The organism is Naumannella halotolerans, from assembly GCF_004364645.1.
In the GTDB taxonomy this organism is placed as follows: Bacteria; Actinomycetota; Actinomycetes; order Propionibacteriales; family Propionibacteriaceae; genus Naumannella; species Naumannella halotolerans.
Window position 1 is genome coordinate 907,072 of the sequence record NZ_SOAW01000001.1, and the last position, 21,865, is coordinate 928,936.

24 protein-coding genes are annotated in these 21,865 nt (G+C 67.2%); 13 read left to right on the top strand and 11 right to left on the bottom strand.

Annotated features, from left to right (window positions below; translation table 11 throughout):
* Positions 1-25: 25 nt before the first annotated feature.
* Entirely contained in the window at positions 26-1,267 is a 1,242-nt protein-coding gene (locus tag CLV29_RS04235) for a serine/threonine-protein kinase (RefSeq protein WP_133753788.1), read from the bottom strand.
* A 56-nt stretch (positions 1,268-1,323) separates the two neighbouring features.
* Here CLV29_RS04235 and CLV29_RS04240 point away from each other — a divergent pair, with 56 nt between their 5' ends.
* Complete coding sequence (locus CLV29_RS04240) at positions 1,324-1,884, top strand: RNA polymerase sigma factor (protein WP_243831716.1); 561 nt, start codon at positions 1,324-1,326, stop codon at positions 1,882-1,884.
* A 58-nt stretch (positions 1,885-1,942) separates the two neighbouring features.
* On the opposite strand, the gene CLV29_RS04245 is transcribed toward CLV29_RS04240, so the two are convergent.
* The 4 genes from CLV29_RS04245 to CLV29_RS04260 all read right to left on the bottom strand — a co-directional run bounded on the left by CLV29_RS04245 (position 1,943) and on the right by CLV29_RS04260 (position 4,793).
* Complete coding sequence (locus CLV29_RS04245) at positions 1,943-2,647, bottom strand: hypothetical protein (RefSeq protein WP_133753789.1); 705 nt, start codon at positions 2,645-2,647, stop codon at positions 1,943-1,945.
* 132 nt (positions 2,648-2,779) lie between these two features.
* Entirely contained in the window at positions 2,780-3,631 is an 852-nt protein-coding gene (locus tag CLV29_RS04250; protein ID WP_133753790.1) for a neutral zinc metallopeptidase, read from the bottom strand.
* Positions 3,628-4,038, bottom strand: coding sequence for an HIT family protein (locus tag CLV29_RS04255; protein ID WP_133753791.1), 411 nt, complete (start codon positions 4,036-4,038; stop codon positions 3,628-3,630). Before CLV29_RS04255 ends, CLV29_RS04250 begins: the two co-directional genes overlap by 4 nt.
* The gene (locus tag CLV29_RS04260) at positions 4,035-4,793 is read right to left on the bottom strand and encodes a metallophosphoesterase (RefSeq protein ID WP_133753792.1); all 759 of its coding nucleotides are present in this window, start codon (positions 4,791-4,793) and stop codon (positions 4,035-4,037) included. The genes CLV29_RS04255 and CLV29_RS04260 overlap by 4 nt, the downstream gene beginning before the upstream one ends.
* A 190-nt stretch (positions 4,794-4,983) precedes the next feature.
* Here CLV29_RS04260 and dxs point away from each other — a divergent pair, with 190 nt between their 5' ends.
* The 8 genes from dxs (at position 4,984) to CLV29_RS04300 (ending at position 10,910) form a co-directional block, all read left to right on the top strand.
* Positions 4,984-6,888 (top strand): 1-deoxy-D-xylulose-5-phosphate synthase, encoded by a 1,905-nt coding sequence (gene dxs, locus CLV29_RS04265; RefSeq protein ID WP_133753793.1) that lies wholly within the window; start codon positions 4,984-4,986, stop codon positions 6,886-6,888.
* Between the two features lie 268 nt (positions 6,889-7,156).
* Positions 7,157-7,570 carry a hypothetical protein gene (locus tag CLV29_RS04270; protein ID WP_133753794.1) on the top strand — a complete coding sequence of 138 codons (414 nt, stop codon included), beginning with the start codon at positions 7,157-7,159 and terminating at the stop codon, positions 7,568-7,570.
* Between the two features lie 6 nt (positions 7,571-7,576).
* On the top strand, positions 7,577-7,885 hold the full coding sequence (locus CLV29_RS04275) for a DUF6881 domain-containing protein (RefSeq protein WP_133753795.1): 309 nt from the start codon (positions 7,577-7,579) through the stop codon (positions 7,883-7,885).
* A 221-nt stretch (positions 7,886-8,106) separates the two neighbouring features.
* Positions 8,107-8,694: a hypothetical protein gene (locus CLV29_RS04280; RefSeq protein WP_133753796.1), complete on the top strand. Its 588-nt coding sequence runs from the start codon at positions 8,107-8,109 to the stop codon at positions 8,692-8,694.
* Between the two features lie 39 nt (positions 8,695-8,733).
* A complete protein-coding gene (locus tag CLV29_RS04285) occupies positions 8,734-8,973 on the top strand; it encodes a hypothetical protein (protein WP_133753797.1) in 240 nt (79 codons plus the stop codon).
* Positions 8,974-9,005: 32 nt separating this feature from the next.
* Positions 9,006-9,224 (top strand): Imm1 family immunity protein, encoded by a 219-nt coding sequence (locus CLV29_RS04290; RefSeq protein ID WP_133753798.1) that lies wholly within the window; start codon positions 9,006-9,008, stop codon positions 9,222-9,224.
* Between the two features lie 41 nt (positions 9,225-9,265).
* Positions 9,266-9,502 (top strand): hypothetical protein, encoded by a 237-nt coding sequence (locus CLV29_RS04295; protein WP_133753799.1) that lies wholly within the window; start codon positions 9,266-9,268, stop codon positions 9,500-9,502.
* A 145-nt stretch (positions 9,503-9,647) separates the two neighbouring features.
* Positions 9,648-10,910, top strand: a complete 1,263-nt coding sequence (locus CLV29_RS04300) for an alpha/beta hydrolase (RefSeq protein ID WP_133753800.1) — start codon at positions 9,648-9,650, stop codon at positions 10,908-10,910.
* Here the strand turns inward: CLV29_RS04300 and CLV29_RS04305 are convergent.
* Positions 10,907-12,115 carry an ATP-grasp domain-containing protein gene (locus tag CLV29_RS04305; protein WP_133753801.1) on the bottom strand — a complete coding sequence of 403 codons (1,209 nt, stop codon included), beginning with the start codon at positions 12,113-12,115 and terminating at the stop codon, positions 10,907-10,909. The genes CLV29_RS04300 and CLV29_RS04305 overlap by 4 nt on opposite strands.
* A gap of 119 nt (positions 12,116-12,234) precedes the next feature.
* Here CLV29_RS04305 and CLV29_RS04310 point away from each other — a divergent pair, with 119 nt between their 5' ends.
* A complete protein-coding gene (locus CLV29_RS04310) occupies positions 12,235-12,936 on the top strand; it encodes a GAP family protein (RefSeq protein ID WP_133753802.1) in 702 nt (233 codons plus the stop codon).
* Between the two features lie 139 nt (positions 12,937-13,075).
* Here CLV29_RS04310 and CLV29_RS04315 read toward each other — a convergent pair whose 3' ends face one another.
* The 4 genes from CLV29_RS04315 to CLV29_RS04330 all read right to left on the bottom strand — a co-directional run bounded on the left by CLV29_RS04315 (position 13,076) and on the right by CLV29_RS04330 (position 18,379).
* A complete protein-coding gene (locus tag CLV29_RS04315) occupies positions 13,076-15,217 on the bottom strand; it encodes a 3-hydroxyacyl-CoA dehydrogenase NAD-binding domain-containing protein (RefSeq protein ID WP_243831717.1) in 2,142 nt (713 codons plus the stop codon).
* Positions 15,214-16,413: a thiolase family protein gene (locus CLV29_RS04320; RefSeq protein ID WP_133753803.1), complete on the bottom strand. Its 1,200-nt coding sequence runs from the start codon at positions 16,411-16,413 to the stop codon at positions 15,214-15,216. The genes CLV29_RS04315 and CLV29_RS04320 overlap by 4 nt, the downstream gene beginning before the upstream one ends.
* 69 nt (positions 16,414-16,482) lie before the next feature.
* Positions 16,483-17,754, bottom strand: a complete 1,272-nt coding sequence (locus CLV29_RS04325) for an HRDC domain-containing protein (protein ID WP_133753804.1) — start codon at positions 17,752-17,754, stop codon at positions 16,483-16,485.
* Between the two features lie 25 nt (positions 17,755-17,779).
* Complete coding sequence (locus CLV29_RS04330; protein WP_133753805.1) at positions 17,780-18,379, bottom strand: DUF3000 domain-containing protein; 600 nt, start codon at positions 18,377-18,379, stop codon at positions 17,780-17,782.
* A 115-nt stretch (positions 18,380-18,494) separates the two neighbouring features.
* Here CLV29_RS04330 and hemE point away from each other — a divergent pair, with 115 nt between their 5' ends.
* From hemE to CLV29_RS04345, 3 genes are read left to right on the top strand one after another with little or no spacing between them, the layout of a single operon-like run.
* On the top strand, positions 18,495-19,592 hold the full coding sequence (gene hemE / locus CLV29_RS04335; RefSeq protein ID WP_208292747.1) for a uroporphyrinogen decarboxylase: 1,098 nt from the start codon (positions 18,495-18,497) through the stop codon (positions 19,590-19,592).
* Entirely contained in the window at positions 19,589-20,269 is a 681-nt protein-coding gene (hemQ, locus tag CLV29_RS04340; protein ID WP_133753807.1) for a hydrogen peroxide-dependent heme synthase, read from the top strand. Before hemE ends, hemQ begins: the two co-directional genes overlap by 4 nt.
* Positions 20,266-21,144 (top strand): RNase H family protein, encoded by an 879-nt coding sequence (locus tag CLV29_RS04345; protein ID WP_133753808.1) that lies wholly within the window; start codon positions 20,266-20,268, stop codon positions 21,142-21,144. The genes hemQ and CLV29_RS04345 overlap by 4 nt, the downstream gene beginning before the upstream one ends.
* Here the strand turns inward: CLV29_RS04345 and CLV29_RS04350 are convergent.
* Positions 21,096-21,854 carry a DUF4352 domain-containing protein gene (locus CLV29_RS04350; protein WP_133753809.1) on the bottom strand — a complete coding sequence of 253 codons (759 nt, stop codon included), beginning with the start codon at positions 21,852-21,854 and terminating at the stop codon, positions 21,096-21,098. The two genes, CLV29_RS04345 and CLV29_RS04350, sit on opposite strands and share 49 nt — an antisense overlap.
* Positions 21,855-21,865 lie beyond the last annotated feature (11 nt).

A 21,865-nucleotide genomic window follows, 5' to 3' on the forward strand; every position in this document is an offset into this window, starting at 1 on the left:
CCAATGGGTAGGGCTGCAAACCAGCTCAGAAGAACCAGGTGAACCCGAACCAGCCGATGCCGAATGTGACTACCAGTACGAGCAGCGCGGCCACGATGGTGGGCCAAGGACCGGTCTTCGGTACCGGTGCCGGGGCGGATTCGGCCGATGCGGCGGTCCGTACCTCCGCCTGCGCGGGTTCGGGTCGTTGCGGCGGCTCGGCAACGGGGAGTGCTGCTGCCGATGCGTGCAGCACGGGTCGGTCGGCGGCCGGCGCGAGTTGTTGGGTGGGGGCCTGCTGGGCCTCGACCGCTGCCACGTCGATCGGTGCGGTCAACACCATGTCCTCGGGTGCGGTCCGGGTCCGTGACGACGGCCCGGTGACCGGCAGTCCGGCAGCGACCGGCGCGGCGGGCTCGTCCGGTGACCGGAGCTGGTTCAGGATGGCGGCGCGTACCGCCGTGTCCCGGTCATCGGGGTCGCGGAGGGCATTGACCGCCGCATCGAGGGCCTGGGTGAAGGACGTGACATCCGGCCAGCGCTGTTCGGGGTCCGGATCCACCGCCCGGAGGATGACGGTGTCGATGTCGGCGGACAATTCGGCGAAGGCCGAAGGGGGAGTGGGTGGCGCACCGGCCAGCAGGTCCTCGACTCCGCCCTCGCGGAGGAACTGTCCGGTCAGCATGGTGTAGGCCACGGCTCCCAGCCCGTGCACATCGGCCCGAAGGTCGACCCCCAGCCCGCCGGCCTGTTCGGGTGCCATGAAGGCCGGGGTGCCGACCACTTGGGTCAATCCGCTGGCGTGCAGCATCTCCTTCGCCACACCGAGGTCGGCCACCAGCAGGCGCACACCGTCATCGGGCTCGGCCCGCAGCAGCAGGTTGTTCGGCTTGATGTCGCGGTGGATGATCCCGTGGCGGTGCAGGGAGCTCAACCCGCGTCCGGCCTGTGACAGCAGCTCCGCGACCAGGTTCGGATCACCCGGGGTGCCCGGAGTGATCAGGTCGGCCACCGAACCGCGGTCGGCGTAGGTCATCACGAAGTAGGGAACCTCGTTGATCTCACCGATGTCGTAGACCCGGACGATGTGTTCGTTCTCCGCCTTCCGCAGGATCCGTGCCTCGGTCAGGAATCGCTCCCGGACGTCATCGCGTTGGGCCCAGTTGTCGGCCAGTGCCTTCAGCGCCACCGGTGAGTCCAGGTCGGGGTCGTGGTAGAGCCAGACCGTGGCGAAACCTCCGACGCCGATGCGCCGGAGCCGCTGCAGGCGGCCGATCTGTTCTGGCATGGACACCTTTCGTATATTGCCAGCACGGTTGCCGACCGTGCGCCCGGAGAGGAAGTTTGATCATCAGCACTGACGAAACCGCCCAGCTGGAGGAGCTCGCCGTTGCCGCGCGCGGTGGTGATTCGGCAGCGATGGACGAGCTGCTGGCGCAGATCCAACCGCGGGTACGCAAGATCTGCGGACGGATCCTGCTCTACCCCGAGGATGCCGACGAGGCCGCGCAGGACGCCTTGCTGGCGGTGGCGACCAAGCTGGATTCCTTCGGTGGGCGGAGCAAGTTCACCACCTGGCTGCACACGGTCGCCTCGAACAGTGCCCGGGCGACCTATCGCTCGTTGAAGCGGCGGGCGGCGGAGAAGGCGACCGCGGAGTTCCCGTTGCAGGCCGATCCGCGGACCACCAGCGTGATCGCCGGCAGCCGGCTGGATCTGTTGGAGGCGCTGGAGACGATCGGTGTGGAACACCCCGAGTATGTCGAACCGCTGGTCCTGCGCGATGTGCAGAAACTCGACTACGCCGAGATCAGCGAGGTGCTCGACATCCCGCTGGGCACCGTGAAGTCGCGGATTCACGCCGCCCGGCAGGCGATCCAGCCGTTGCTGCGGGTGACCGGCTGAATCCCCTCCCGGATCGCTCAGCCCGGATCGCCCTGCCCGCTCGCCCTGCCCGGATCGCTCAGTCGGTGGCGATGTCGAAGGTCAGCTGTTCGCTGTAGTCATTGCTGAAGGTCATGGTCGTCGAGTCGACATCCAGGCCGGACATGAACACCAGATCACCGGTTGCGCACTCGCCCTGGGAGAGGGAGACCAGATCGGGGAAGGTGTCGCCCTCGCCGACGCCATTGCGCTCGCTCGTGGAGAGCGCGGGCCCGGAGTGGGCATCGTTGCCGGTCTGATCGATCCAGAAGTCGGTGCTGCGGACGTCGACCAGCCCGTCGGAATCCCCGGAGGGTACGGAGTCGACGCAGACAGTGACGGTGACCAGCAGCGGCTGGGCATCGGGGTCGCCGGAACCGAGCAGATCGGCGCTGTCGACCTGCACCGACAGGTGGTCCGAGCCGGAACCCGCGCCGTCGCCGGACCCGTTCGTACCCTCACCGGCGGGATCCTCGTTGTCGGTACCGCCCCCGTCGGTGTCCCCGCCGGCTGATTCGGAGGTCGCTTCACTGCTCGCCTCCTTGTCGGGGTCCTCGGTGGGTGCTGCGCTCGATGGGGACTCGGTGGGCGTCGGTGAGGCACCTTCCGGTGTGGCCGAGGGCGATGCCGACGCCACCGGCGGGGCGACCTGATCGGATCCGTCGAGGTTGAACGCGGCGAACGCTCCGCTGGACACGCCTACGACCGCGGCGACGGCGATGGCTGCTGTCTTGTAGGGGTTCATGATCACCTCGTTCCACGTGCACGGTAGCGACCGGGCGCGGCCGCTCACCACTTCTGAGTCGGTGCGCGGCGGATTGGTTCGCTGGGGCCGGAATTTCTTCCGGGTGGGCCGAGAAGAGCCCCGGGCAGCGGTTCAGCCCACCTCGCCGGTGTCGGCGGTGTAGCTGCGGCAATCGTCGGTGTCGCCGCGGTCGAATCCCCGGTCGAACCACGCGGTACGCACCGCGGCGCTGCCATGGGTGTCGTTGGAGACGTAGCGGCCGACGACCAGCGCGCGGCTGAAACCGTCGATCGCCTGCTGCCCGTCATGGAACCAGACCCCGGCCAGGCATTCGGCCTGCAGTTCGATCCGGCGATCGGTCGTCTCGTCGTCGGTGATCGGCCAGCTGTCGGTCGCGTTCTGCACATGGTGGCCGAATTCGTGGGCGAGCACGGCCATCGGCAGCCAACCGGCCCGTTCGGCGTAGGTGCTGGTGCCGGAGGTGAACAGGTAGATCGTCCGGTCCTGGGTGCAGTAGAACGCGACGACCTGGTTGGCATTCGACATCTCACCGCAGTCGGTGGTGATGGAGTCGGCGCTGACCACCTCGTGGTGCGGTCGCTGCAGGTGCACACCGACCCGCTCCAGCGCGGGGGACCACGCCGGCATCAGGCACTCGTCGATCGCTTGCTCGGCGAACGCGGCGAGCCCGTCGGCATCGATCCGCGACACCCGGGGATCGGCGCAGTCGGTGGCGGCGAGTTCACCTACGGCGTAGAGCCGCTCGTCGAGCCGTACCGGTTCCTCCGCTGCGTCGCGGCCGGGTTCACCGGTCTCCACCTGCGGGCTCGGTGCGGAGGAGGAGACCGACGGCGCGGGGGTTGGGGTGACCGGGGCCGGGCCGAGGGTACGCAGTGACTGACCGGCCAGGATCAGGGCGATCCCGCATGCCAGGACCACCAGCACCACCGGTAGCCGGCGGTCGGCGGGCGAATGCTCGGTCATCGCTGGACGGCGGCCCGGATCCGAGCCGCGTACTCGGCTGCCTCCCCGTCGGCGTACTTGGTCCGGGGCCAGAAGAAGCCACGCAGCCCATCCCCCTTGGTCCTAGGTACGACATGCACGTGCAGATGAGGTATGGACTGGCTCACCACGTTGTTCATGGCGACGAAGGTGCCTTGGCAGCCCAAGGCATCGCCGAGGGCGGCGGCAATCCGCTGGGCGGTGCCGAACAGGGCCGGCATCGCGGCGGGCTCGAGGTCGAGAAGGGTGTCGACGTGGCGTACCGGACAGACCAGCGTGTGCCCCTTGAACAGTGGGCGGTGGTCGAGGAACGCGATGGTGTGCTCGTCGCGATGGACGGTCTCGGCAGGGACGTCACCGGCGATGATGGAGCAGAACAGGTCGGTCATGGGATCAGGTGCCGGAATTCGGTCAGCAGCACCCCGTCGGTGATCCGGTGCAGCGCGAGACCCGGCGGCAGGTCGCGGTTCTGCATCCCCTCGGCGGCCTCGGTGAACCCCAGGGTGAAGGTGCTGGTGACACCGGGGGCGATCACCAACGGGACCGTGGCGAAGGTGGTCGCCGCGGCGGCGTGGGCATGGCCGCAGACGATGCCGGCCAGCCGGTCGTGGGCGCTCAGCACTTCGGCGAGGGCCTCGGCATTGTCCAGCCGGATCGGATCCATCACCGGATGTCCGAGAGTGACCGGCGGATGGTGCAGTGCGATCAGCGCGGACTCCCCGGTCCGGGAGGTGAGGGCGGCGTCGAGGAAGGTCAGACTCTGCTCGCTCAGATGACCGGCGTCATTGCGGGGGCTGCCGGGGATGGTCGAGTCGAGGGCGATCACCCGTACCCCGTCGACGGTGACCACCTGGTCGAGCGGTCCGGAAGGGTCGGCTGCGCTGATACCGGGCAGACCGGTGGCGAAGCTCGACCGCAGGTCGTGGTTGCCCGGGATCGCGATCACCCGGCGGCTGCCGCTGACCCGGGCGAGGGCCTCGGCGTACTCCTCGGGCCGGCCGTCGGCCGCGACGTCCCCGGTGAGCAGGACCAGCTCGATCGGCAATGCGGCGGAGTCGAGGTAGTCCCAGACCACGGCGTTGCGGCGTGCGGTTTCGGCGGTGTTGTCGAAATGGGTGTCCGACACCTGAGCGATCAAGGGCACGGTTCATCGTAATCGGGTCGGCAGCCGCTTCGTCCGCCGCCACGGCCGCTGGGAGTACCTGGACGGGGAGATCTGCTGATTCTCGGGTGTCGCGCTGCTGCCATCGGCGGACCGGCCGGCAGTGAAGTTCGGACCGCCGTCCGACCCCACGGTCCCGGTTCACCACACCGGGGCTCCTAGACTGGCAGTCATGTCTCATCTTGATCGGATCCGCGGCCCCAAGGACCTGGGCGATTTGTCGCCCCGTGAGCTCGCCGAGCTCGCCGCGGAGATCCGAGCGAGCCTGATCACGAATGTCAGCGCCACCGGCGGACATCTCGGGCCCAACCTCGGGGTGGTCGAACTGACCATTGCCCTGCACCGGGTCTTCGACTCACCGACCGATCCGATCATCTTCGACGTCGGTCACCAGGCCTATGTGCACAAGATGCTGACCGGCCGGACCGGGCAGTTGCCGACCCTGCGCCAGCGCGGGGGGCTGTCGGGTTATCCGTCGCGGGCCGAGAGCGAGCACGACTGGGTGGAGAACTCCCATGCCTCGACTGCGCTGTCCTGGGCCGAGGGGCTGGCCAAGGGATTCCGGCTGCAGGGGGTGGACCGGACCGTGGTCGCGGTGGTCGGAGACGGAGCGCTGACCGGCGGCATGACCTGGGAGGCGATGAACAACATCTCCGCCGACGACGACCTGCCGTTGATCATCGTCGCCAACGACAACGGCCGCTCCTACACACCGACCGTGGGTGGGGTGGCGCGGGCGCTCAGCCCGGTCCGTACCGACCGTCGGTACGAGGATGTCCTCGACCTGCTGCGGCGCAGCGTCTCCAGCACCCCGGTGATCGGCAAGGCCGCCTACGAATGGCTGCACGGGGTGAAGGCCGGCCTGAAGGATGTGCTCAATCCGCAGGGGCTGTTCGCCGATCTGGGCATGAAGTACGTCGGCCCGATCGACGGTCACGACATCGAAGCGGTGGAGTACGCACTGACGCAGGCCAAGGGGTACGGCGGCCCGGTGATCGTGCACGTCCGTACCCAGAAGGGCCACGGGTTCACCGCCGCGGTGAACCACGAGGAGGACCAGTTCCACGCGGTCGGCCAGATCGACCCGGTGACGGGGAAGTCGAAGGCCACCTCCGGCGGTACGAGCTGGACCTCGGTCTTTGCCGATGCGCTGCTGCACGAGGGCAAACAGCATCCGGGACTGGTCGCGGTGACCGCCGCGATGATGTATCCGACCGGATTGCACAAGTTCCACCAGACTTTCCCCGAGCGCACCTTCGACGTCGGCATCGCCGAACAGCATGCGGTCACCTCGGCGGCCGGACTGGCCGCCTCCGGGATGCACCCGGTGGTCGCGATCTACTCGACCTTCGTGAACCGGGCCTTCGACCAGGTGCTGATGGATGTCGCCCTGCACAAACAAGGGGTGACCTTCGTTCTCGACCGCGCCGGCATCACCGGCCCGGACGGACCGAGTCATCACGGTATGTGGGATCTGTCGCTGCTCGGGCTGGTGCCCGGTCTGCAGCTGTGGGCGCCGCGCGATGCGACCCGGTTGACCGAGGCGCTCGCAGCCGCGGTGCAGGTCAGTGACGCGCCGACGGTGTTGCGTTTCCCGAAGGGGACGGTCGGCGAGGAACTGCCGGCTGTCGCCACCCGTAAGGGTATGGATGTGCTGGCCGCGGCCGCGGAGCCGCGGGTGCTGGTGGTCGGGTACGGCCCGATGGCGGCGGTTGCCCTGCAGGTGGGTGAGCAGTTGGACGCCCAGGGGATCTCGACCACGGTGATCGACCCGGTACGGGCGCTGCCGGTGAACCCGGAGTTGGTCGAGGTCGCTGCCGAGCACGAACTGGTGATCAGCATCGAGGATGGCGGCGAGGTCGGCGGTCTGGGTGCGCGGCTGGCCCAGGAGATGCGTGCCGCCGGTGTCTCGGTGCCGCTGCGGGAGTTCGGCGTACCGCAGGCGTTCCATGATCATGCCTCGCGTGATGAGGTCCTGGCCGAGTGCGGCCTGAGCGCGCAGCAGATCGCCCGCTATGCCGTGGAGACCGTCAGTCGCAGTGATCATGCCGGCGTCGCCGAGGTCACACTTCCCTGAGTTCGGGCGGCCTGAATCAGGGCGAGCCTGAGTTCGGGCCGGCGGGTGCCCTCCTTCGCGCTTCTGCCTCGTTCGCCGCGGCAGCGGCAGCTTGTCGGGTGCATCCGGCAGGATCTCGTCTGGGTGGTTGCCGTTGACCTCACCGCTGCTAGCGTGATTCGTGGTCGTCGGCCGCGACCGGGCAAACCCGATCTCAGCCCGGTTCCGCGGACGGTGATCTGCACGGTTCGGTGCGGTGCCTGACGAGTCACGGAAGGTCGGATAGCCCATGGTCAACGTCGATGAACTGCGGGGAATTCCCGATGTCGAGTACGTCTCGGCGTCGGTGAAGGCGGCATTCAACGCTGAGGCCTCCCGGCTGACCGGCCAGCGCGGGTCGCGGTCGTCGTGGCGCGATTCGGGGATGCAGGAGTTCGAGGGGCACTTCTCCCAGCTCTTCCAGGACAACGGACGCACCCAGCTCAGCGATCTCGGCGAGGTCGCCACCGCCCTGAAGCAGGTCGCGACCGACCTGGAGGATGTCGAGCAGGCGGCCTGGGAGGAGAATAACCAATCCCTTCCAAGGCCAGAAATTCCCCCCACTATGTCGGGGTTGACGTCTAAGGGCTCCCAGTATCTCAAGGTCGCCCTGGGGTTTTCGTTCATAGAACTGAGGGTGCCCTTGATGTCTCGTCTAGGATAGTCAGTTATGGCAAAAGCAAACCACTACATCCGTGTTCGCTGGATTCATGAGTATGAGGAGTTGCCGGTCGAGCTGTATAGCGAGCTTGATTCTCAAGGCTGGGAACTGAGAAAGGTGGAAGTATTTGCCGGCGGGCGTTCACAGGCGGCCGACGCCTACGGGGGCGCAGGCGACACCAGGTTGGGAGGGGAGCCGGTGCTGCCGATTGACGAGATTGCTTTGGATCCACAGTTTAAGCCAGAATTTGTCGATCGCCGCGAGTTTGAGGACGCGTGGCGCTGTGCTCGGAGGTCGGTTGCTCGTTGGGCCTCGTGACCATTGTCATCAGGACGCCAAGGTGTGGGACCGCGGGCTTACGGCCGGGATCGTAGGCATCTGCGTCGATGGCACCGTGTGGATGATTGCGGCAACTTCATGGAGTCATGGGCTGTGAGTCGACCGTGCGCTCCTGATCGCGTAGCCAGCGCTGGCATCGTCAAGCTCAGGGTGACGATCACTATAATCTCGCAGTGACGGTTCTGAGCGGAGGAGTGTGGATGATCACGCAACTGTGGGAACTCGTGGTTGCCCCGCCGGAGGTTCCGGAGCTTTCACCAGGTGAGATTGAACGGACTCTTGAGGCGACGGGATTGCCGGGACTGCCTTCCGACTATCTTGAATTGGTGAAGTCCTACGGTGTGGGGTGCTTTGACGAGTTCATTTTTCTACTCGTGCCATCAGCCATAAGAGAAGACTTGAACCTCCAGGTCCGAGGGAACGAGATCTTGGCGGGTTACCGCCAACTGGCTGGCATCGGCAAGCACGACGACAACAAGCTCGGGTTGAGTGTCGGGAATGGCATCGACGGTTCGGAAGACCTTTCCTACGACGTCTCCGTGGACAAGGGGGAGCTCTATCCTTGGGCGGTGACGCAGAACGGGGACGCGTGTTTCTGGCATATCACTGGCGAGGACCCGGGAACTTGGACTGTCGTCGTTGATGCGGCGCGAGATCCTGCATGGGAGCGGTTCGACATGTCAACCACCAGTTTTCTGTATGGTGTTCTTTCCGGTTCGGTCGCTGTGGAGGCGCTTCCCGCAGATTTTCCCTCGGGCAATCCCGCATTCCGAGAGATCGCGCAGTAGGTGGCTGGACGGGCCGAAGCTCGCTCGTAGAGTGCCTTCATGCGCATGGATCCGGTCGACTGGGACGGCTACACGGTCTACGAGGAGTTCTTTCGCTTGGAGGCTTCCGACCGTTCCGGCACGGCGTGCCATTACGTTGGGACGATGGGAGCGATCGCAATGATCTGGGAAGGCGCCGAGGCGACGGATCCGCCGGACAGTGAGATACAGCGCGCGGTGGAGCAGCTGAACGGCGCCGATCGTTCAGCGGTACGATCCTGCGCGACGGGCGCGCGCTGATCGTCGGCGGAACTGCGGAGAGCGGACTGATCATGGTGCTCCAGGATTCCGAAGAGGGTCCGTTCTGGAATGCCTTCTCGTCCGCTGAACCGGAAATCCCGGCCACAGCTCAGGTGGAAGTGGTCGCCGGAGGACAGCCCGGTGAATACCCGGCAACCATGATCCTGCCGCTCGCGCTGGTGCTGGAGGCAGTGCGTGAATTCGTTGCCACCGGCGGCCGGTCGGAGGCGGTAACCTGCGAGCAGGATTGATCCCTTGTCGGAGACATCGCAGCCGGGCCTGGAGTCTCGTCATGGATCAATCGGATGCGAACCCCGAGTCGTGGCACCTGGTGGCCGGAGGTGCCGATTCCCCGGCGCTGCTCGGGGCGACCCTCGGGTACGGATTGTTGGACGAGCCGATCGAGCACTACGGCGCCCTGCAGCAACTGGCCACCGCCCTGCGTACCGAGCTGTCCCGTCCGGTCGAGCTCGAGCCTGTCGATCCTGACCCCGCGAGGGCAGCTGAGGAGCCGGAGTTCGCACTGTGACGGCCGGCATCTGAGAACGGACGCTGTCCTTCCCGTGTCGGTCCGTTGACGATCTTCATTGCTCCGCGCTGCGCCAGGCACGGTGACCCAGTTCCGGTCTCGAAGGACGGGCGACCGGTCATCAGCGCTGCGTAGACTCCCGATCATGACCCGCGCATCGCACCGTCCCGGTTGGCCGAGGGCGTTGCTGCGGGCACTCGCCCGGCGTACCCGCGGACTGCATCTGCTCCGGCGCCGCAGCGCCGAGGCAGCACCCGCCTTCGATCTGGCCTACATCCGTACCGGGCCACGCGGCGGTACGCCGGTGGTGGTGATCCCAGGCGGGCCAGGATTGTCGGTGGTCTTTCCCTATCGGTCGTTTCGCCGGCAGGCACGGGAACGGAACCTCGACCTGATCATGATCGAGCACCGGGGAATCGGCTTGTCCCGGCAGGCTACCGACGGAACCGACCTTCCCCCGGAGGCGATGTGGGTCGACGACGTGGTCGACGACATCGCCGCGGTGCTGGCGCAGGAGAAGATCAACTCCGCAGTGATCGTCGGCGCCTCCTACGGCAGCTACCTGGCAGCCGGTCTCGGTGTCCGGCACCCCGAACTGGTCGCCGCCATGATCCTCGACTCACCGATCCTGTCCACCGCGGACCATCGGCAGGAACGGCAGGCGGTACGAAAGCTGCTCCACCCGTCCGTGCCCACCACCGGCGATGCGGTGGGGACTCTGGTTGCCCGGGGTGTCGACCCCGATGACCTGCTCTTCGCCGCGCGTACGGTGTACGAGGCAGGCGGCCAGGGCCTCCTCGATCGATTCCTTGATCAACTCGTGGCGGGCCGGGCTCGCCTGACCTGGTCGGTGCTGGTCGGCGCCCTCAGCCGCGAAGCCACCTCCTCGGTCCCGCTTCCCTTCATCAACGAGTTCGATCTGGTCGGTACGCTCGCCTTCCGCGAGCTGGACTACGGCGCCGAGCCCGATGGGGAACCCTTCGATCCGGTGCTGGCCTATGCCGCCCTGGCCGATCGGTACCCGAGCTTCGGTGGGGAACCCTTCGACCTGCGGCAGCAGCTCAGGGAGTTCACCTGGCCGACCATCGTCATGGCCGGGCACAACGACCTGCGGACCGCCCCGGCGGTCGCCCAGGAAGTGGCTTCCTTGTTGCCGGAGGGATACCTCGTCGAGTTCGACAACGGCCACAGCGCTCTCGAATCGCATCCGCTGGCGCTACTGCAGGTGATCACCTGGCTGCGTGCCGGCACCGCGCGCAAGGCCGCCGTCGGTGCCGGGGTCCTCGAAGGCCTGCCGCGGAGGGGGATTGCAGCACAACTGCCCACGCTCATCTCCGGGCTGCTCCGGGTGGACGCGCTACTCGGTCGCATCCTGCCTCGAGGCCGCTCGGGACGGGCTGAACACTAGAACCGCTGCGCGTGGATCGCTTCGAGTTCCTTGGCATCGGCCGCGCTCATCCCGCTGATCGGCTCACCGTTCCAGACGATGTCGTCGGCCAGTGCGGCGAGCACCGCCTGACGCTTCCCATGGCTCAGCCGGGCACCGTGCACGAGGGCGGCCGGTGCCCACAACATGGCGGTGTGATCATGCCAACCGGCATCCACATCGGGCACCCGGAACAGGTCCTCGACCGTGTCCGGCAGGTGCGAGAGCCGTTGGCCGAAGAGATTGGCCACGACAGCAGCGGTCAGTTGCTTCTCGACTCCGGGTTCGACCACCTGCGGTGTGGTCGCGGTGCCGCTCAGGGCGAGGTCGAACTGGGCCGAACTCATCAACATCACGCCGTTCGTGGTCCGCGGATTGCACTCGATGGCCAACAGTTCACCATCATGATCGACATAGTCGAACGACAACTGGCCGCTGTAACCGCCCAGGACGTCGACGAACCGCTGCGTGTGATCGAGGGTCTGCGTCGAATCCACCGCCAGGAAGGTGATACCGGTGCTCTTGCGCCACAGCTCCGGAGCCCGATACGTGCAGTGCCCGATCACCCGACCGTCGACCACCACCGAATAGGAGCACACCATCGGGCCGCTGACGAACGGCTGGACCAACCAGGGTTGTTCCGGACTCGGGTGGCAGTCGTCGATTCCGACCTGCCCGGCCAAGGGCCCGGTATTGGTCAGCAGCCCGACGCCACCGCGGGAGAACGCCGCCCGGGCGAACCAGTGCTCGAACCGGCTCGTCGCCTCCCGCAGGCCGGCGTCATCGGTGGCCACCACCGTTTCCGGGACCGGCACACCGGCCCGCGTTGCGAGATGCTGGAAGCTGACCTTGTCGTGCAGTCGGGCCAACTGTTCGAATGCGCCGGTGAACAGCCGCACACCCGCAGGCAGATCCGAGACCCGCGCCGCGAGATAGAAGGCCTCCTCGAACGTGGGGAGGATCAGTTCGATCGCGAACCGTTCCACGATGGCCGCGATGTCGCTGATGAACTGATCGGTGGCATGTCGTGGCGAAGCGGTCACCTGGTGGGAGAGCAGGTACTTGGAGTGACTCCCGACCGCCCCGTCGAAGGTGTCGCAGGCAACGACCTGATGTCCTGCGGTGGCCAGTTTCCGCACGATGTTCAGCGCAAAGGGATTGCGTGAGCTGGTGACCAGGATGCGCATGGCCGCTGCCTTTCCGTTTGTCCGTTCCGCGATCGCTGTGTGCTCAGACCGTAGCCCCAGGCAAGCGGATTGTTCCAGCGGCGCGCTCCGGGGTGCTCCGGGGCGGCCATACTGGGCCCGTGTGGAGCGATCTCGCCGGAGTGCTGGGCGCGGGCCTCAGCCTGCTCGGACTCGGTTTCGTGATGGGCTTCAGCCCCACGATGTATGCGGTGGTGATCCGGTTGTTGACCGCGTCGAAGCGGCCGCAGACCGCTGTCCGCTGGGTCAGCGTGGGCATGGTCATCGGCTGCACCCTGATGCTGCTCGCCTTCCGGGTGGTGGACCCGGAGACGCTGACCGCGGCACTGAAGGACCGGGTGGAGGAATTCCTGGTACGCCGCGGGGTCGACCTGGTCGCGGGCACGATCTTCCTGATCCTGGCGGTCATCACCTTCCAGCGCCTGCGGCGTCCCCGCCCGGCACCGAAGCTGCCCGGTCCGCCGCGGGAGGAGAGCGCCCGCCGGATGATCCTGATCGGAGTGGCGAACACCGTGATCGGGATCAGCGGGCTGGCCACGATGTACGTCACCGGGCGGGTGCTCACCTCGGCCACCCACCAGCTGTGGTTGCAGGCGCTGCTCTACACCCTCTTCCTGGTCGCGGTGATCGGCCCGTACCTGCTGCTGTCGCTGGCCTGGCAGCGTTATCCGAGACTGGACCGGCAGGTCCGGTCGATCTATCACCGCCTGTCCAGGCTGAACACCCGGGCCTTGCTGGCGTTCGGGTTGTCGATCGCCGCCTTCGGGTTCTTCGGGGTCGGCCTCTTCGGTCATGGACACTGACGACCGGTCGTGGGCGGGCCGGTCGTTGACCGACTTCCTCCCCGTTCGTCGATCACGGGACCCGGCATCGTAGGCCGGGGACGACAGATCCCCCGGGCCACCACGGCACCGGGGGATCTGTCGGGATGATCGAGGGCGATCAGGCCAGGCTCGCCACACCCGGGTCGAGGAACCGCTTGCCGCGGACCCGCTCCGAGGCGCCGCTGCGGTCCAGGTACGGGGTGATCCCGCCGAGATGGAAGGGATAGCCCGCGCCGAGGATCAGGCACAGATCGATGTCACGGGCATCGGCGACGACCCCCTCGTCCAGCATCCGACCGATCTCATCGGCCAGCGCGTCCTCCACCCGTACCCGCAACTGCTCGGCGGTGCTGGGGGAGTCGCCGACCTCGAACAGTGCCCGGGTCTCATCGGCGACGTAGGGCTTGCCCTGCTCGTCGTAGTCCCAGATACCGGCCTTCTTCGCCTCGACCAGACGGCGCAGGTTCTCCGACACATGGAAACGATCACCGAAGGCAGAGTTCAACGTCTCGGCGACGTGCAGCCCGATGGCCGGACCGACCAACTGCAACAACACGAACGGCGACATCGGTAGACCCAGCGGATCGAGTGCATGATCAGCGGTCTCGAAATCGGTTCCCTCGTCGATCGCCCCGGTGATCTCCGACAGCAACCGGACCAGCACCCGATTCACCACGAAGGCAGGCGCATCGGCGACCAGTACCGCATTCTTCTTCAGCGACCTCGCCACTGAGAATGCGGTGGCCAAGGTCGCCTCATCGGTCCGCTCACCCTTCACGATCTCCAACAACGGCAGCACCGCCACCGGGTTGAAGAAGTGGAAACCCACCACACGCTCGGGATGGTGCAGATCGGCTGCCATCTCGGTGATCGACAACGATGAGGTGTTGGTCGCCAGCACGCACTGGGCGCTGACATGCTTCTCCAGGTCGGCGAAGACCTGCTTCTTCACGCCCATCTCCTCGAAGACGGCTTCGATCACGAAGTCGCAGTCGGCGAAGTCGGCGGTGTCGGTCGTCCCGGAGACCAGCGCGGAGTAGCGGTTCTTCTTGTCCGGGCTCAGCCGACCCCGGGCCGCCAGCTTCTCCAGCTCCTGCTGCACATAGCCGACACCCTTGTCCACCCGGGACTGGTCGAGATCGGACATGATCACCGGCACACCCAGTCGACGGGCGAACAGCAGCGCCAACTGGCTGGCCATCAGACCGGCACCGACGATGCCGACCTTGGTCACCTTCTGCGCCAGGGACTTGTCCGGCGCACCGGCCGGCCGCTTCGCCCGCTTCTGCACCAGGTCGAAGGCATACAGACCGGCGTGCAGTTCCTCACTCATGATCAGCTCGGCCAGTGCGTCGTCCTCGGCGGCGAACCCGGCGACCCGGTCACGGGAGGCATTGGCCTCGATCAGGTCCAGCGCCTTGTACGGCGCGGGGGCGACACCGCCGACCTTCGAGTCGGCGAAGGCGCGACCCTTCGCCACCGCAGCCGACCAGGCCTCGCCGGTGTCGACCTGCGGACGGTCGACGGTGAGTTCACCGGAGACCACCTTCGACACCCACAGCAGCGACTGCTCCAGGTAGTCGGCGCCGTCGAAGAGCGCGTCGGCGATGCCGAGGTGATGTGCCTTCGGTCCGTTCAGCATCCGGTTCTGGCTCAACGCGTTCTCGATGATCACCTTGATCGCTGACTCCGCACCGACCAGATGCGGCAGCAGCCACGTACCACCCCAGCCGGGAACCAGGCCGAGGAAGCATTCCGGCAGGGCGATCGCCGGGGCCGCGGCGCTGACGGTGCGGTAATCGCAGTGCAGGGCGATCTCCAGTCCACCACCCAGGGCGAGACCGTTGATCAATCCGAAGGTCGGCTTGTCGGTGGTGTGCAGCTTGTGGAACACACCATGACCGATCTGGGCGATCAGCTTCGCCTGCGCGTGATCGTTGATCTGCCCCACCTGCGAGAGATCGGCACCGGCAGCCAGGATGAAGGGTTTGCCGGTGACGGCGATGGCCACCACCTCGGGGCGGGCGGCGGCGGTGTCGATCGCCTGGTTCAGCTCACCCAGGCCGATCGGGCCGAAGCTGTTGGGCCGATTGTGGTCCAGGCCGTTGTCCAAGGTGATCACCACCGCCGTACCGGCATCTCCCGGCAGTGCGACATCACGGCTGATCGCGTGGGTGACCACTTCGTCCTTGGACTGGCTGGCGGCTTGCTGCAGGGCGTCGATCAGCGCATCCCCGCTGAGAACGGTCGATTCAGTCACTTCTGACCTCCGGTGAAGTGGGGGTTCTCCCAGATGACGGTGCCACCCATGCCCAGGCCGACACACATGGTGGTGATGCCGTACCGGATCTCCGGGTGATCGGCGAAGGTACGGGCGAGCTGGATCATCAACCGCACCCCCGAGCTGGCCAGCGGGTGACCGTAGGCGATGGCGCCACCGAACGGATTGACCCGGGCGTCGTCGTCGTCGATGCCGAAGTGCTCCAGGAAGGCGAGCACCTGCACGGCGAAGGCCTCGTTGATCTCGAAGGCCCCGATGTCGTCGATGCTCAGACCGCTGCGCTGCAAGGCCTTCTCGGTCGACGGCACCGGTCCGACACCCATCACCTCCGGGTCGACGCCGGCGAAGGCGTACCCGACGAGTTTCATCGCCACCGGCAGGCCGAGCTCCTCGGCCACCTCGCGGGCGGCCAGGACCGATGCGGTGGCGCCGTCGTTCAGACCGGCGGCATTGCCCGGGGTCACCCGGCCATGCGGACGGAACGGCGTCTTCAACCCGGCCAGTCCCTCCATCGAGGTGCCCGGGCGGGGTGGCTCGTCGACGGTCGCCAGACCCCAGCCGAGTTCGGCGGTACGAGTGGCGACCGGGGTCAGCATTTCCTGGATGATGCCGTTGGCGTAGGCCTTGGCCGCCCGCTCCTGGCTCATCACGGCGAAGGCGTCGGCGCGCTCCTTGGTGATCGAGGGGAACCGGTCGTGCAGGTTCTCGGCGGTGTTGCCCATCACCAGTGCATCGATGTCGACCAGCTTCTCGGACAGGAACCGCGGGTTCGGGTCGGCTGCCTCACCCATCGGGTGGCGGCCCATGTGCTCCACACCGCCGGCGATGGTGATGTCATAGGCGCCGAAGGCGATCCCGGAGGCGGTGGTGGTGACTGCGGTCATCGCACCGGCACACATCCGGTCGATCGCGTACCCCGGCACCGAGCGGGGCAGTCCGGCCAGCAGGGCGACCGTCCGGCCGATGGTCAGACCCTGGTCACCGATCTGGGTGGTGGCAGCGATCGCCACCTCGTCGATCCGCTCCGGTGGCAGTTCGGGATGGCGGCGCAGGAGTTCTCGGACACAGTTGACGACCAGGTCATCGGCTCGGGTCTCGGCGTAGAGCGAACCGGCCTTGCCGAACGGTGTTCGGACGCCGTCGACGAAGACGACATCGCGTGATTCATGTGGCATGGCGGCCACGCTACCAGCTGGTAACTTCCAGCTGAATGCAGCCCCGGTGGGAAGTCGCTGAGAATCGGCTCAGCGGTCGGCGGCGGCGAACGCCTCGGCGAGCACCGGGGAGACGATCTCGCGCTGCCACGGCCGGGCGCCGAGCAGTTCCAGTTGCGCGGAGATCGCCGTCGCGTCGGCCGGCTCCGGCGGAGCCCAGCACAGCTGACGCCAGTACGCCGGTGTGATCAGGTTCTCCGCAGCCAGCCCCAGCTCGTCGGCCTTCGCGTTCACCGCGTCCCGGGCGGCCAGCCAGCGGCGGTGAGCCGGGGGATTGCTGCGTTCCCAGGCGCGCGGCGGTGGCGGCGTATCCGATTTCAGGCGTACCGGCGGCAGGTCACCGGCAGGCAGGGCGAGTGCCCGGTCCAGGGCCTGCAGCCAGTTGGTCTCAAAACGGCGCGCCGTGCGTCGTTTGAAGCCGTCGATGTTCCGCAGGCAGTTCCGACTGGGCTGACGTTGGGCGGCCAGTTCGGAGATCGCCTTGTCGGGCAGGATCTTGCCCGGTGCCTTGTCATAGCGGCGGGCCAACTCGTCGCGGGCGAACCACAGCTCCCGTACCACCGCCAGCTGTGCCGGAGTGCGCAACTGGTGCATACCGCTGGTCCGTCGCCATGGGTCGGTCCGCGCTACCGGCGGTTCGGCGGCCTTCTCGGCCAGGTAGGCGAATTCCTGACGGGCCCAGTCCAGGCGGTCCGCGGCGGCCAGTTCGGCCGCCAGCAGATCCCGCAGCTCGATCAGCAGTTCCACGTCGAGGGCGGCGTAGTTCAGCCATTCCTGCGGCAGCGGCCGCGACGACCAGTCGGCCATCGAGTGCTCCTTGGCCAGGTGCAGCTCGAAGAACTCCTCGATCAACGGACCGAGCCCCACCCGCGGTTTGCCCAACAGCCGACCGGCCAGCTCGGTGTCGAACAAGGTGGCCGGGACCAACCCCAGCTCGGCCAGCGAGGGCGTGTCCTGGGTGGCCGCGTGGACGATCCATTCGACCTCGCCGATGGTGGTCGCCAACGCCTGCCAGTGGTGCTCGGCGAACGGCAGCGGATCGATCAACTGAGTGCCCGAGCCGGAGCGACGCAGCTGCAGCAAGTAGGCCTTCGCCGAGTAGCGGTACGCCTGGGCGCGTTCGACGTCGATCGCCACCGGCCCGTCGCCGGCGGCCAAGGCGTCGATCATCACCCTGAACGCCGGATCGGTGTCGATCACCGGCGGCACGCCGTCGGCAGGCACGGCGAGCAGTGGGAGCTCGGGCGACTCGGCCAGATCGTCCTTCGGCGCGAGGTCGTCCTTCTCTGCGGGAGTGTCCATCGGATCGGAGGTCATCGTCGTCCGATCAACGTGCGCTGCGGCGACGTCCGCTGAGCATCACCACTCCGTCGGGCACCGGTGGCAGACCGGCCATGGTCGCCAGCAGATCCTGCCAGGCCTGGACGTGGGCGCTCAGCCCGGATCCGTCGGCTTCGAGCAGCGGCGTCCAGGAAGCGCGGATCTCCATCTCCGCCCGGGGATCTTCGTCCCCGAGCTGTCCGAAGGACTGGCTGGAGACGCTGGTGACCGTACCGCTGGGATTGCTGAAGGGGACCTCGCGGGTCTCCAGTGGTTCGGTCAGCCAGGACCAGCCGACCGGGTTCAGCAGGGGATCGGCGACCATCTCGGCGTCGATCTCGGCCCGGGCGAAGGTGACCAGTCGGAACGTACCGTCCCAGGCCTCGCTGCCGGCCGGGTCGTGCAACAGGATCAGTCGGCCGTTGGCGATGTCATTGTCCTCGGCATCGGTGACGTCGGCGCTGATGGCGATGGCGAAGGGCGCGATCCGTTGCGGAGCAGGCATGTCGTCGATGGTGAACTCGGGACGCCAGGTGGCCGCTGCGAGCTCGGCGCACGCCCGCCGGAACGCCTCCGGCTCGACCTCGGCCCCCTTGATCCCTGACACCTGCCCCACGATAGGCAACCCCGGGCCGGCATGGTGCTCGACGCGCCGATTCCCCGGCACTGCTCGCGACTGCTCCGATGGACCGTAGGCGAAGGACAGGGCAGGATTGCCGATTGTGCAGCCTCACCACTCCGCGACCGAACCAGCCCTGATCCGCGCAGCGACCGGGAAGCAGGGGGACGGTCCGATCCCGGTCTGGTTCATGCGCCAGGCCGGGCGCTCGCTCCCGGAGTACCGCAAGGTACGGGAGGGGACGACGATGCTGCAGAGCTGCCGTGACCCCGAACTGGTCACCGAGATCACCCTGCAGCCGGTACGCCGCCACGGTGTCGACGCTGCGATCTTCTTCTCCGACATCATGGTGCCGCTGGCCGCTGCCGGGATCGACCTCGACATCGTTCCCGGCACCGGGCCGGTGATCGCCGAACCCGTGCGCGATGCCGCCGCGATCCGGGCCCTGCCCGAACTCGAACCCGACTCCCTGGGTTTCATCACCGACAGCGTCTCGATGCTGGTCGAGCAACTCGGGCCGGTCCCGTTGATCGGTTTCGCCGGGGCACCGTTCACCCTGGCCAGCTACCTGGTGGAGGGCCGGCCGAGCCGCGACTACGCCCACACCAAGGCGCTGATGGTCTCCGAGCCCGAACTCTGGGACGAACTGTGCGCGAAGCTGGCGCGGATCTCGACCACCTTCCTGTCCGCCCAGGCCGCAGCCGGGGCCCGCGCGGTGCAGCTCTTCGACTCCTGGGTCGGGTCGTTGTCGGCTGCCGACTATGAGGAGTTCGTCGCCGCCCATTCCTCGACGGTCCTGCACCGCCTGGCCGAACGGTTCCCGACCGTGCCGCGGATCCACTTCGGAGTCGGTACCGGCGAGCTGCTGGCACCGATGGCCGCCGCCGGCGCCGATGTGATCGGTGTCGACTGGCGGGTACCGCTGGCCGAGGCGGTACGGCGTACCGGCGGCGGTCATGCCGTGCAGGGGAATCTCGACCCGGCGTTGCTGGGTGCACCCTGGCCGGTGATCGCCGACCGTGTCCGGGAGGTGATCCGCAGCGGAGCCGTCGCACCGGGTCACATCTTCAACCTCGGTCACGGGGTACCTCCGCAGACCGATCCGACGGTGCTGACGCGTATCGTCGAACTCGTCCACGCCGAAGGCGCCGAACTGCGCGCCGAGGCCCGAGCAGCAGCCCAGAAGGAGTCAGTCCGATGAAGGCCCGGGAGATCAACGACACGATCCGCTACACGATGTGGTCGGTCTTCGCCCGCCATGGCGAAGCAGCGGAGACGACCGTCACCGACGCACTGGCCCGGATCGACAAGGCCACCGCCGGCGGAGATCTGCAGATCCGTGGCTGGTACGACGTCGCCGGTCTGCGGGCCGATGCCGACCTGATGGTGTGGTGGCATGCGCCGGATTCGGCCACCTTGCAGGACGCCTACCTGGCCCTGCGCGCCAGCGAAATCGGCGGATCGCTGCAGCCGGTCTGGTCACAGCTGGCACTGCACCGTCCGGCCGAGTTCAACAAGGGCCACGTACCGGCATTCATGGCCGGTGAGGACGCCTTGGACTTCGTCTGTGTCTACCCGTTCGTCCGCTCCTACGAGTGGTACCTGCTGCCGGATGCGGAACGTCGCGAGATGCTGCGGGAGCACGGGATGATGGCCCGCGACTATCCCGATGTGCGGGCGAACACGGTCAGTTCCTTCGCGCTCGGTGACTACGAGTGGATGCTCGCCTTCGAGGCCGACGAACTGCACCGGATCGTCGACCTGATGCGTACCCTGCGTGGTGCGTCGGCACGTCGGCACACCCGCGAGGAGGTGCCGTTCTACACCGGTCGTCGTCGGGAGCTGGCCGAGATCGTCGCCAGCTGGGGCGGCGCATGATCGTCGCCGCCGCCGACGGTTCGGCGCTGGGCAATCCCGGTCCCGCGGGCTGGTGCTGGTACGTCGACGACGATTGTTGGGCCGCCGGCGGCTGGCCGTACGGCACCAACAACATGGGTGAGTTGATGGCGGTGCTGCAACTGCTGAAGTCCACCGCTACTGCCGATGAGCAACTGTTGATCATGTGCGACAGCCAGTACGTGATCAACGCGATCACCAAGTGGATGCCGGGCTGGAAACGCAAGGGCTGGAAGAAGGCCGACGGAAAACCGGTGATGAACCGGGATCTGATGATCGAGTTGGATGCGGCGATGGCCGGCCGGGACGTGGAGTTCCAGTGGGTGAAGGGCCACGCAGGTCATGCCATGAACGAGGCTGCCGATGAGCGCGCCCGCGCGGCGGCAACCGCGTACCAGCAGGGAAAACGGCCGGACACGGGCCCCGGGTTCGCCGGTGTCGCACCGGTGCAGCGGATCGGTCCGGCGGCACCGGTGGAGGAGGCCGAACAGACCCTGTTCGACCTCGATGATCAACTCAGTGATCTCGAGCAGGTGATCGCGGCGGAGAAGGAACTGCTGGACCCAGCCGTCCGTACTGATCCCTCCCGGCTGGCCGCGGTACTCGACACCGCATGGCGCGAGATCGGCAGCTCGGGACGGTTGTGGGACCGGAATGCGATTCTCGCCGAGACCGCCACCCTCACCGAGACGGTGACCGACTTCGAACTCCTGGAGTCCCGCGAACTTGCCGACGACCTGTTCCTGATCATCTGGCGATCGACCACCGACAACGGTTCGGCTCTGCGGTCGTCGATCTGGCGACGTGATCACGGCCAGTGGCGGCAGGTCTTCCACCAGGGGACACCGGAGGGCTGACGATCACCGGCCCTGGAGGTCGAAGCGGCCCTCGGCGCCGTCGATCTCGACCACCAGGCTGGTGATCTCCGACTCGGCCGCAGCGACGACCAGACCGGAGACGCAGTCGCCATTGCCAGGAACACACTGTCGGGCAACAGGACTATGTCCGCACCGGGTTCGTCGGTCCAACTGCGCCCGCCATCGGGCGTACCCTCGCCGACAGCCAGTGACTCGCCGTCGGCGGTGCGGAAGCTGACCGCCGAGCGGCGCAGGGTCAGTTCGGCATCATCGGCCGCGCAGACCCAGATCACCACTCCGGTTTCGCCGTCACGGTCCCGCGGCTGGCCGAGACTGGTGACCACCGGGCCGATCTGGCGGCGCTCGACCTCGGAGAACTCCGGACTGGCCGTGTAGGCCAGCAGGAACGAGGCGCGGTTGCCCCGCTGATCGGCGTAGTGCAGCACCCGGCCGTCCTGCACGCCGTCGAAGGCGACCGTACCGGTGACCGAGTCACCGGGGTCGACGGTGCCTTGGAAGCCGGAGCTGAGCAGCGGGTCGCCCACCGTTCCGCTTGCGGTGGACAGGGTCCAGTCCGCCGGGGAGATGGTGACCGGATCGTCACCGGTGACGGTCAGGGAAAGCTCGGCGTAGGCCGTGCCGAGTTCGCCCGAGGAACCAGCGGACATGGCCAGGCTGAGACCGGTCAGCTCGGCCGAAGCCCCCTCCACGTTGAACACGG